The organism is Tenacibaculum sp. 190524A02b, from assembly GCF_964036645.1.
In the GTDB taxonomy this organism is placed as follows: domain Bacteria; phylum Bacteroidota; class Bacteroidia; order Flavobacteriales; family Flavobacteriaceae; genus Polaribacter; species Polaribacter vairaonense.
This window is the reverse complement of the sequence record NZ_OZ038525.1, coordinates 478533-491786: the sequence shown is the minus strand read 5'-3', so window position 1 is coordinate 491786 and position 13254 is coordinate 478533. Positions and strand designations below refer to the sequence as shown.

At 32.5% G+C, this 13254-nt stretch carries 7 protein-coding genes (1 of these 7 cut by a window edge); 2 read left to right on the top strand and 5 right to left on the bottom strand.

The window, feature by feature from the left end; all coding sequences use genetic code 11:
- Positions 1-24: 24 nt before the first annotated feature.
- Positions 25-291 carry a hypothetical protein gene (locus ABNT65_RS01855; RefSeq protein WP_348702128.1) on the top strand — a complete coding sequence of 89 codons (267 nt, stop codon included), beginning with the start codon at positions 25-27 and terminating at the stop codon, positions 289-291.
- A gap of 112 nt (positions 292-403) precedes the next feature.
- On the top strand, positions 404-604 hold the full coding sequence (locus ABNT65_RS01850; protein WP_348702129.1) for a hypothetical protein: 201 nt from the start codon (positions 404-406) through the stop codon (positions 602-604).
- A gap of 87 nt (positions 605-691) precedes the next feature.
- Here the strand turns inward: ABNT65_RS01850 and ABNT65_RS01845 are convergent, their stop codons facing one another.
- The 5 genes from ABNT65_RS01845 to ABNT65_RS01825 all read right to left on the bottom strand — a co-directional run.
- Positions 692-1552, bottom strand: a complete 861-nt coding sequence (locus tag ABNT65_RS01845; protein WP_348736368.1) for a flagellar motor protein MotB — start codon at positions 1550-1552, stop codon at positions 692-694.
- Between the two features lie 42 nt (positions 1553-1594).
- Complete coding sequence (locus tag ABNT65_RS01840; RefSeq protein WP_348747815.1) at positions 1595-2593, bottom strand: flagellar motor protein MotB; 999 nt, start codon at positions 2591-2593, stop codon at positions 1595-1597.
- 184 nt (positions 2594-2777) lie between these two features.
- Entirely contained in the window at positions 2778-4922 is a 2145-nt protein-coding gene (locus ABNT65_RS01835; RefSeq protein ID WP_348746992.1) for an OmpA family protein, read from the bottom strand.
- Between the two features lie 20 nt (positions 4923-4942).
- Positions 4943-5866, bottom strand: coding sequence for a type IX secretion system membrane protein PorP/SprF (locus tag ABNT65_RS01830; protein WP_348736364.1), 924 nt, complete (start codon positions 5864-5866; stop codon positions 4943-4945).
- Positions 5867-5901: 35 nt separating this feature from the next.
- Positions 5902-13254, bottom strand: partial view of a gliding motility-associated C-terminal domain-containing protein gene (locus tag ABNT65_RS01825; protein ID WP_348746991.1) — the 3' end only. Its footprint extends 24429 nt past the window's final position; 7353 of the gene's 31782 nt are visible here — the last part of the coding sequence; the start codon falls outside the window, past its right edge; its stop codon occupies positions 5902-5904.

The following is a 13254-nucleotide window of genomic DNA, read 5'->3' as shown; positions in this document are numbered from 1 at the left end:
AAATTTGCATCAAAATTTATAATTATGGCAAGTGTAAAAAATTTAAAGAAAGATATTAATTATACTTTAGGTGATATTATTGAAGAATGCTACGTTTGGGAACTTTTAAACCCAAAAGAAGATACTTCTAAATCTGAAGCTATTATTGATGAGGCAATTAATACTTTTGATTCTTTATTAGATAAAATTCACTCGAAAAATATTGAAAACAAAAAACAGCATTATAGGTCTGTTAGTAAGGAATTAGAATCTAAAGCTAAAGAACTTATTGAAAAAGTTAATAATTTATAAGTAAAAAGCCAGTTTTTAAAGAAACTGGCTTTTTTTTATAATTTTAACACATTCTAAATAATATTTTTTTGTAAATTACCGTTAAGAAATTTATAATTCAAATCCCCTTAATATGGCAAGAGCTATGTATGATTACACAAAAACTATACTTAAAAAAGTTAGTTTTAACTCTGATTTGTTTTGTAAGGAATTAAAAAAAGCCCTAACTAGATTACTTCCTCACGAAATTAATGAGTTAACTATTTGGCTTAATGAGTTTACAGCTAATAAGCCCGAACTATATGTATGTATGGCATTAGTAAGAGATAAATAAATTTTTATTTCTTTTAAAAGAAAAACTCCGAAGTAATTTAACAAATTATTTCGGAGTTTTTCTTTATCTAATTATTTTTCTATGTTATCAAGGAATAATTATATTTTCACTATCTATTAATAAACTAAAAAACTTATCTAAGTTTGGTAAAATTATTATTCTTGTTCTTCTATTAAAAGCTCTATTATAGCTCGTATTATTCTCTTTTAAAGGAACTGAACTACCTCTTCCGGATGCTATTAACCTTTTAGAATCTATACCAAATTTTTGTTCTAAAATTCTAACAATTGCTGTTGCTCTTTTAACACTTAAATCCCAATTATCTTTTATTCCTCTAGTATGAATAGGTTTAGCATCTGTATGTCCTTCAATCATAATATCCATACTTGGTTCAGATTTAACTATTTCGGCTACTTTTTTTATTACTCTTAAAGCTTCTTTTCTAACTTTATGACTTGCCGTCTTAAACAACATCTTGTCTGAAATAGATATCATTACAACAGTTTTATCAATGTTAAAGTTCAATTCTACATCATTACCATCATTTTTTGTTAGTTTATTAAGGTTATAACTTAACATTACATTAATAGAATCTTGTAAATTTTTTACGTTTTCTAATTTAGATTTATCAATTTTATTAAACCCTTTAGCTATTTTTCTTTTTATTTCTTCAGAAATCAATACACCATCTCCAACGATATCTAGTTTTCTATCATTATCTTTTTTGGAATCTTCATTAAGCTGCTTCAGTGCATTTATTTTATTATTATACTCAGTAATTTTTTCTTTAATTTTTTTATATTTTACTGTCAACTTCTCATTCTCAAAAGATACATCTTGTATATTTTTTTTCATCAAATCATGTTTCTTATCTAACTTTGAGTACTTTCTTTTAGAAACACAAGAAGTTAATCCTAAAATTAATAAAAGCAAATAGATATTTTTCATATAAAATTTGAACTGAGTTATGTTAGACATCAATTTTTAAATTTATTTTAAATTTATGATTTTGTTTGGATCATCACAATCTTCTTCTTCTCCTTTTTTACATTTATCTAATGTATCTATTCCTTTTCTTTTTTTATGGTAGTTTTTAAGAAAATCTAAAAATTTATTAATTTTTTTACTAGCTTTTTTATATTCTTTTCTATTTATTTCACTTTTAGAAGTCATTTTATCAGCATCTAAAAAATCAAAGAAATGATTTAGATTAGGTAATAAAAATATTTTTATTCTTCTATTTAATGCTCTATTTTTTCTTGTTTTATTATCTTTAAAAGGAACTGCGCTACCTCTACCCGATGGGATTAGCCTTTCTGGTCTTATTTTATATCTTTTTTCTAGTAGCCTAGCAATAGTTGTAGCTCTTTTTACACTTAAATCCCAATTATCTTTAATTTCAAAAGTTTTTATAGGAACTGAATCTGCATGCCCTTCAATAATAACATTAATATTAGGTTCTGCAGCTAATATTTTTGCCAATTTTTTAATAATTGGATATCCAGATCTTCTTATATTATAACTTGCTGAGTTGAATAATAGTTTATCAGATACCGCAATCATAACAACGGTTCTTTCTATTTTAATATTTATATCATCAGAGTTTTTGAGGTCAAAAGATTGTACTTGTTTACTAAATTTATTGATTAATAAATAGTTTAAAGAATCTTTAAACGTATTTAAATTTTTATTTTTATTAGATTTTATTTGTGAAATTTCTTTCTTAAGATCTTTTCTTAATGAAGTAGGTATAGCTATACCTTTATTATTTTCTATCTTATTATTTTTCTCTTCTAATAAGGATAAACTTACTTGGTTTAGATTTTCTTGCTGATTTTTATACCTATCAGCTTTTGATTTCACAGCATAAAGTAAATTCTTAATATCTTTATTTATAGCCTTAACTCTATCATGTTTTTCTTGTGTTTTCTGAACTTCTTTTTCTTTATTTTTATATTCTTTACTAGAAACACAAGACATTAAAAACACACTCAAGAAAAGTGATAATTTTATATAAATATTCTTTTTTAACATCATTGTTAATTTATACTGTAAAACAAAAACTCCAACATTATTTGGAGTTTGTTTATTTTAATTTGATAGTTACTTAATTATTTTCTATAGTCGTCAAAAATAGAGTTTCTTTACTTGATAACAAAACTAATAACAGTTATTAATATTTTAATTCATCAGTTTTATTTTCATTACAGCTTCCTTCTTTTTTACATTTTTCAGAACCTCCATTCTTAGATCTCTTAAAGTTGTCTCTTAAAAACCTTAAATAACTACTACGATTACTTATCCGTTTTTTAACCTTAATTTTTTCAGCTTGTTGTTTTGCTTTAATTTTATCTCTTCCTTTAACAATATAAAAATATGATCGTCTATTTACTTGATGCTCTTCTTCTGAACATTTATTCTTATTTTTATTATTACAGTGATTCAACAACTTCTCTTCACCGTATCCAATAGCGCTTTCAATTCTTTTATTTTTAATACCTCTTGAAATAATATAATCTCTTGTCGCTTTTGCTCTTTTATCAGATAACCTTTTGTTATATAAATCCTTTCCTCTACTATCTGTGTGTGACTCAATTTTAATAACAATTTCAGGATGATTTTTCATTACAGTTACTATATTTTCTAACTCGTATTCTGCATCCTCTCTAATTTTTGATTTATTAAAATCAAAATATATAGGATTGATTACAATTTGATCTCCAATAATTAAAGGGATTAACTTTAAATCTACATTAATTATTTCTATAGATTTTTTTGAAATCTTTACCTTTTTTTGATCTGGTCTATGATCTAGTTTAGATGCTTTTATAATATAGTTTGCATCACATAACACTTTGTCAAACTTATAGTAACCGTTTTCATCAGAAATTGTTTCTAATAAAACCTCTCCATTATTTGGATTTACCATTTTTAAAATTGCATCTGCAACTATTTTCCCTTGTTTAGCATCTACAACGGTACCAGATATTGTTTTTGTACATACTGGAGGATCAGAATAGATGTAAAAACTATAGATATCATCATCTCCTTTTCCTTTTTTTCTATTAGAAGAGAAGAACCCTTTCTTACCTTTTTCACCTATAAAAAAGGCAAAATCATCTTTTTTACTATTAAAAGGCTTTCCTATGTTTTTAACTTTAGAATATGTTGAATCATTTTTTATTTTAGCTTGGAAAACATCAAGTAAACCTAATCCTAAGTGACCGTCAGAAGAGAAATACAAAGTATTATCATTACCTATAAAAGGAAATTTTTCTCTATCAGAAGTATTAATTGTACTTCCTAAATTTATTGGTTTTCCATACTTTCCTTCTTCTTTAACAGCAACTTTATATAAATCAGAGGCTCCAAAACCTCCTGGCATATCAGATACAAAATATAACTCTTCTTCATTAGGAGACAAAGCTGGATGTCCCACAGAGTATTCGTCACTATTAAATGGCAATTCAATTATATTTGTCCATTCACCATTAACTAAAGATGCTTTGTAAATCTTTAAGTTGACTGATCTTTTTTTATCCTTACTAACTCTTCTACCATCAAAGTTATTTCGAGTAAAATACATTGTCTTACCATCTTTTGTAAAAATAGGTTTGCCTTCATGATATTTTGTAGTTACTGGAGACTTTAATATTTTATGATTAAGCACTTCTAAAACAGTGTCTTTTTCATTTTCTTCTAAAGATTCAATACTTTCCTTAGCTTTATATATATTTAAAAATGGTTGTTTGTTCCATTTATATAATTTTTGCTTTTTTTCATTTTTTGGTGCAGCAGAAGTATAATAAACATTACCATTTATAATAAAACCTCCGTAATCAGAAAAAGGTGTGTTTATTGATAAATTTCTTATTCCTATTCTTTCTTTTTTATTTCCTGAATAGTCTAATAAATAATTTTCATTCTCTAACTCTAGTTTTCTATTGTTTTTATTATTCTCTTTTGATAAAATAATAAAAATAGAATCTGACTTTTTATAATTCCCATTACTTCTTAGAGTTTGCGCATACCTAAATAAATATTTTTCTTCTATTTTGTTCTTAAAATTGTTAACCAACTTCTCATACCATTTTAAGGCCTCTTCAGTATTTGAATTATTGTAATAAGAATCTGCTAACCTACTAAGTATATGCTTAGAGCTATCTCCTTTTTTTTCAATTAAAGCCTTATATAACTCTGCAGATTGAACATAAGAGTATTCTTCAAAGTAACGATCAGCCACTCTTCTGCTTTGTGAATGTATTTCTCCTACTAGAACTACTATAAAAATAAATAGTAACTGTCTTTTTAATTTCATTAATCCTTTAATTTTAGGTTTTAGAAAAATCGGGGAGATTTATACCTTAATTCTTTTAATATTTCATATCTGATCATAATTTCGTGCGTTCCTGAATTTGTTACATTATAATTAGAAGTTGTCAAATCATATGCATATCCAATAAGTAATGAATCTGTAACTTGAAAACCTAACAATGCACTTATCGAGTCATCCCATCTCCAACCAAGACCTATCCTAAATTTTTCATTAAATAATAGATTTGCCGAAACATCTAGAGATAATGGAGCACCCGAAACTGCCTTTACTAAAGCTGCTGGTTTAAATTTTATACTCTCAGTTACATCAAATACATAACCAGTTATTAAGAAAAAGTGCATTCTTTCTATAGCTACTTGCTGAACTTCTTCTAAATTTCGATCATAATGTTCTGTCCTTAGAAAATTTGGTACAGATAACCCAATATACCATTGAGGTTCATAGTAATATATACCAGCTCCTACTGTTGGTAAAAATTTACCACTTATGTTATTGGCAAATAAAGCTTCTGAATCAACAGTTTCTCCTTTTGACCAATCTATATTTAGCAATCTACCTCCTAATCTCAAACCAAAAGCTAGATTTCCTTCTTGACCAGTTTCAACTGTATAGGATAAATTACCATCAAAATAAATTTCATGTGAAGGACCAATTTTATCATTCACCAGATTTAAACCTAATCCTAAACCTGATTCTCCCAAAGGAGAGTCAAAACTCAAATTTTGAGTATCTGGTGCCCCTTCAAATCCAACCCATTGTGTTCTTCCTATTGCTGTTATTACTGCATGTCCTTTTGATCCAGCATAAGCAGGATTCACACTCATTGTATTAAACATATATTGAGTGAATTGGGGGTCTTGTTGTGCTTGGGTATTTGTAATAAAACAAATACCCAACATACAAATGAATTTTGAAATTGTCCTCATTTTTAACTGAGCTTCTTAACTAATATAAGAAATTTTTATCGGTTAATATAAATCCATCCTTTCTTAACAGGACTTCCATCTCCTAAATCTAATACATAAAAATAAGTTCCTACAGGTAATTTATCATCAACATTAACATTCACTCTACCATTTGATATTCCTTTAAAGGTTTTATTCTTACTATTCGTATATCTTTCAGTTCTATAGACCGTATTACCCCATCTATTAAAGATCTCTAATGTATTATTTGGATAATTTTCAATACAATCAATAATTAATTCATCATTAACTCCATCATCATTTGGACTAAATTCATTATAAACAAATACACAATCTCTAAAGTCTCCATAAATAGTATCATCTCCATCAACACTATCTGCTATACCATCTCCATCTGCATCTGTTCCACTATCTGGCACAACACCTGTTCCTCCACTATCTGGATCTGTAGGGTCAGTTACATTTACATCTGAATTTCCTGCATCACCAAAATCATCAGGGTCTTCATCTACTACATCTAGAATTCCATCATTATCACTATCTAAGCCATCTACAAGTCCGTTTCCATCAGTATCTGAATCATTATTTCCACCCTCAATCACATCATTTATTCCATCATCATCACTATCTAAATCTAGATAATCTGGAACTCCATCATTATCACTATCTGTATTTTCAGGCTCACCTCCATCATTTTCACCAAATATAGTACTATCATTATCTGCGCTATCTGGAATTCCATCTTGATCTGAATCACCACCATCAGCTATACCATTTCCATCAGTATCAATATTCCCATCTTCTATTACATCATTAATTCCGTCATTATCACTATCTAAATCTCTAAAATCAGGAATTCCATCTCCATCAGTATCTGGTGCTTCATCATTTTCTGTTGCATCAGCCTGACCGTCGTTATTATTATCTTCATATCCATCATCCTTTACATCAATAACACCATCGTTATTTGTATCCAATAATCCATTACCAGCTTCATCTACATCTAAAATCCCATCATTATCACTATCTAAATCTAAGCTATCCGGAATATCATCTCCATCGGTATCCACTGTACCTCCACCTTCTTCAATATCAGAAATACCATCATTATCATCATCTAAATCTTCAGAATCAGGGATACCATCTCCATCGGTATCTAATGCTGCATCTCCAAACTCATCTACTAAACCATCGACTACATCTGCTATTCCATCACCATCTGTATCCATATTATTATCTACAATACTATCTCCATCTGTATCTACATCTGTAGGTAAATCTGGGTTATTAGGTTCTAACACATCTGGAATACCGTCATTATCACTATCAGGTAAATTATTATTATCCGTTAAAGAATCTGGCGTATCAACTAATCCATTTCCATCTGAATCAGTTAAACCTCCTTCTGAAATATCATTCAAGCCATCATTATCACTATCTAAATCCAAATAATCAGGAATATTATCTCCATCTGTATCAGGAGTGTCTACTGATGTACCTCCATTATCTGGATCTACAGAATCTGCTATTCCATCATTGTCTGAATCTAATAAATTATCAATAATTCCATCATTATTAGTATCTAATGCAGCATCACTACCTCCTTCTACTAAGTCAGAAATACCATCATTATCACTATCTACATCTTGGAAATCTGGTGTTCCATCATTATCAGTGTCTACTGGTAAAAGGTCAATTCCTCCAGTTGGATTAGATGTATCATTATCAATAACATCCATAATTCCGTCATTATCTATATCAACAATAATATCAATTACTCCATCTCCATTACTATCAATAGTATCAACATCATGTCCACTCTCTTCAATATCTAAAATACCATCGCCATCACTATCTAAGTCAAGGCTATCAATAATACCATCACCATCACTATCTAAAGTTGTATTACCATTTAATTCAACAATATCTAAAATTCCATCATTATCGTCATCTAAATCTTCAGAATTTGGAATTCCATCACCGTCTGTATCTACATTTACTGTTATAGTTACTGTTGCTGTCTCACAAACTTGTGGTGTTACCCCTGTATTACATACTTGGTATTCTACTGTTACTGTAGTACCTTCTTCGCCTACTGCTGGGGTATAACTCATCTCTCCTGTTAATGGATCAAATGAAATTGTTCCTCCTGCTGTAGTTCCTGTTCCTGGTACAACTACTAAACTTGTATTTGCGCCTGGTAAGAAATCATCATTTGTTAATACATCAACTACTCCTGTAGTGCCTTCTGTAACAATTAATACATCATCCATCGTTGTTGGTACTAATGGATTTGGATCTGTTACATCTGGGTTACCATCATTATCATCATCTGGATCGGTTATATCTGGATCTCCATCTCCATCGGTATCTACATTTACTGTTATAGTTACTGTTGCTGTCTCACAAACTTGTGGTGTTACCCCTGTATTACATACTTGGTATTCTACTGTTACAGTACTTCCTTCTTCGCCTACTGCTGGGATATAACTCATCTCTCCTGTTAATGGATCAAATGAAATTGTTCCTCCTGCTGTAGTTCCTGTTCCTGGTACAACTACTAAACTTGTATTTGCGCCTGGTAAGAAATCATCATTTGTTAATACATCAACTACTCCTGTAGTGCCTTCTGTAACAATTAATACATCATCCATCGTTGTTGGTACTAATGGATTTGGATCTGTTACATCTGGGTTACCATCATTATCATCATCTGGATCGGTTATATCTGGATCTCCATCTCCATCGGTATCTACATTTACTGTTATAGTTACTGTTGCTGTCTCACAAACTTGTGGTGTTACACCTGTATTACATACTTGGTATTCTACTGTTACTGTAGTACCTTCTTCGCCTACTGCTGGGATATAACTCATCTCTCCTGTTAATGGATCAAATGAAATTGTTCCTCCTGCTGTAGTTCCTGTTCCTGGTACAACTACTAAACTTGTATTTGCGCCTGGTAAGAAATCATCATTTGTTAATACATCAACTACTCCTGTAGTGCCTTCTGTAACAATTAATACATCATCCATCGTTGTTGGTACTAATGGATTTGGATCTGTTACATCTGGGTTACCATCATTATCATCATCTGGATCGGTTATATCTGGATCTCCATCTCCATCGGTATCTACATTTACTGTTATAGTTACTGTTGCTGTATCACAAACTTGTGGTGTTACACCTGTATTACATACTTGGTATTCTACTGTTACTGTACTTCCTTCTTCGCCTAATGCTGGGGTATAACTCATCTCTCCTGTTAATGGATCAAATGAAATTGTTCCTCCTGCTGTAGTTCCTGTTCCTGGTACAACTACTAAACTTGTATTTGCGCCTGGTAAGAAATCATCATTTGTTAATACATCAACTACTCCTGTAGTGCCTTCTGTAACACTTAATACATCATCCATCGTTGTTGGTACTAATGGATTTGGATCTGTTACATCTGGGTTACCATCATTATCATCATCTGGATCGGTTATATCTGGATCTCCATCTCCATCGGTATCTACATTTACTGTTATAGTTACTGTTGCTGTCTCACAAACTTGTGGTGTTACACCTGTATTACATACTTGGTATTCTACTGTTACAGTACTTCCTTCTTCGCCTAATGCTGGGGTATAACTCATCTCTCCTGTTAATGGATCAAATGAAATTGTTCCTCCTGCTGTAGTTCCTGTTCCTGGTACAACTACTAAACTTGTATTTATGCCTGGTAAGAAATCATCATTTATTAATACATCAACTACTCCTGTAGTGCCTTCTGTAACACTTAATACATCATCCATCGTTGTTGGTACTAATGGATTTGGATCTGTTACATCTGGGTTGCCATCATTATCATCATCTGGATCGGTTATATCTGGATCTCCATCTCCATCGGTATCTACATTTACTGTTATAGTTACTGTTGCTGTCTCACAAACTTGTGGTGTTACCCCTGTATTACATACTTGGTATTCTACTGTTACTGTACTTCCTTCTTCGCCTAATGCTGGGGTATAACTCATCTCTCCTGTTAATGGATCAAATGAAATTGTTCCTCCTGCTGTAGTTCCTGTTCCTGGTACAACTACTAAACTTGTATTTGCGCCTGGTAAGAAATCATCATTTGTTAATACATCAACTACTCCTGTAGTGCCTTCTGTAACACTTAATACATCATCCATCGCTGTTGGTACTAATGGATTTGGATCTGTTACATCTGGGTTACCATCATTATCATCATCTGGATCGGTTATATCTGGATCTCCATCTCCATCGGTATCTACATTTACTGTTATAGTCACTGTTGCTGTCTCACAAACTTGTGGTGTTACCCCTGTATTACATACTTGGTATTCTACTGTTACTGTAGTACCTTCTTCGCCTAATGCTGGAGTGTAACTCATTTCTCCTGTTAATGCATCAAATGAAATTGTTCCTCCTGCTGTAGTTCCTGTTCCTGGTACAACTACTAAACTTGTATTTGCGCCTGGTAAGAAATCATCATTTGTTAATACATCAACTACTCCTGTAGTGCCTTCTGTAACAATTAATACATCATCCATCGTTGTTGGTACTAATGGATTTGGATCTGTTACATCTGGGTTACCATCATTATCATCATCTGGATCGGTTATATCTGGATCTCCATCTCCATCGGTATCTACATTTACTGTTATAGTTACTGTTGCTGTCTCACAAACTTGTGGTGTTACCCCTGTATTACATACTTGGTATTCTACTGTTACAGTACTTCCTTCTTCGCCTAATGCTGGAGTGTAACTCATTTCTCCTGTTAATGGATCAAATGAAATTGTTCCTCCTGCTGTAGTTCCTGTTCCTGCTACAACTACTAAACTTGTATTTGCGCCTGGTAAGAAATCATCATTTGTTAATACATCAACTACTCCTGTAGTGCCTTCTGTAACACTTAATACATCATCCATCGCTGTTGGTACTAATGGATTTGGATCTGTTACATCTGGGTTACCATCATTATCATCATCTGGATCGGTTATATCTGGATCTCCATCTCCATCGGTATCTACATTTACTGTTATAGTTACTGTTGCTGTCTCACAAACTTGTGGTGTTACCCCTGTATTACATACTTGGTATTCTACTGTTACAGTACTTCCTTCTTCGCCTAATGCTGGAGTGTAACTCATTTCTCCTGTTAATGGATCAAATGAAATTGTTCCTCCTGCTGTAGTTCCTGTTCCTGCTACAACTACTAAACTTGTATTTGCGCCTGGTAAGAAATCATCATTTGTTAATACATCAACTACTCCTGTAGTGCCTTCTGTAACACTTAATACATCATCCATCGCTGTTGGTACTAATGGATTTGGATCTGTTACATCTGGGTTACCATCATTATCATCATCTGGATCGGTTATATCTGGATCTCCATCTCCATCGGTATCTACATTTACTGTTATAGTTACTGTTGCTGTCTCACAAACTTGTGGTGTTACACCTGTATTACATACTTGGTATTCTACTGTTACAGTACTTCCTTCTTCGCCTAATGCTGGGGTATAACTCATCTCTCCTGTTAATGGATCAAATGAAATTGTTCCTCCTGCTGTAGTTCCTGTTCCTGGTACAACTACTAAACTTGTATTTGCGCCTGGTAAGAAATCATCATTTGTTAATACATCAACTACTCCTGTAGTGCCTTCTGTAACACTTAATACATCATCCATCGTTGTTGGTACTAATGGATTTGGATCTGTTACATCTGGGTTACCATCATTATCATCATCTGGATCGGTTATATCTGGATCTCCATCTCCATCGGTATCTACATTTACTGTTATAGTTACTGTTGCTGTCTCACAAACTTGTGGTGTTACACCTGTATTACATACTTGGTATTCTACTGTTACAGTACTTCCTTCTTCGCCTAATGCTGGGGTATAACTCATCTCTCCTGTTAATGGATCAAATGAAATTGTTCCTCCTGCTGTAGTTCCTGTTCCTGGTACAACTACTAAACTTGTATTTATGCCTGGTAAGAAATCATCATTTATTAATACATCAACTACTCCTGTAGTGCCTTCTGTAACACTTAATACATCATCCATCGTTGTTGGTACTAATGGATTTGGATCTGTTACATCTGGGTTGCCATCATTATCATCATCTGGATCGGTTATATCTGGATCTCCATCTCCATCGGTATCTACATTTACTGTTATAGTTACTGTTGCTGTCTCACAAACTTGTGGTGTTACCCCTGTATTACATACTTGGTATTCTACTGTTACTGTACTTCCTTCTTCGCCTAATGCTGGGGTATAACTCATCTCTCCTGTTAATGGATCAAATGAAATTGTTCCTCCTGCTGTAGTTCCTGTTCCTGGTACAACTACTAAACTTGTATTTGCGCCTGGTAAGAAATCATCATTTGTTAATACATCAACTACTCCTGTAGTGCCTTCTGTAACACTTAATACATCATCCATCGCTGTTGGTACTAATGGATTTGGATCTGTTACATCTGGGTTACCATCATTATCATCATCTGGATCGGTTATATCTGGATCTCCATCTCCATCGGTATCTACATTTACTGTTATAGTCACTGTTGCTGTCTCACAAACTTGTGGTGTTACCCCTGTATTACATACTTGGTATTCTACTGTTACTGTAGTACCTTCTTCGCCTACTGCTGGGGTATAACTCATCTCTCCTGTTAATGCATCAAATGAAATTGTTCCTCCTGCTGTAGTTCCTGTTCCTGGTACAACTACTAAACTTGTATTTGCGCCTGGTAAGAAATCATCATTTGTTAATACATCAACTACTCCTGTAGTGCCTTCTGTAACACTTAATACATCATCCATCGCTGTTGGTACTAATGGATTTGGATCTGTTACATCTGGGTTACCATCATTATCATCATCTGGATCGGTTATATCTGGATCTCCATCTCCATCGGTATCTACATTTACTGTTATAGTCACTGTTGCTGTCTCACAAACTTGTGGTGTTACCCCTGTATTACATACTTGGTATTCTACTGTTACTGTAGTACCTTCTTCGCCTACTGCTGGGGTATAACTCATCTCTCCTGTTAATGCATCAAATGAAATTGTTCCTCCTGCTGTAGTTCCTGTTCCTGGTACAACTACTAAACTTGTATTTGCGCCTGGTAAGAAATCATCATTTGTTAATACATCAACTACTCCTGTAGTGCCTTCTGTAACACTTAATACATCATCCATCGTTGTTGGTACTAATGGATTTGGATCTGTTACATCTGGGTTACCATCATTATCATCATCTGGATCGGTTATATCTGGATCTCCATCTCCATCGGTATCTACATTTACTGTTATAGTTACTGTTGCTGTCTCACAAACTTGTGGTGTTACCCCTGTATTACA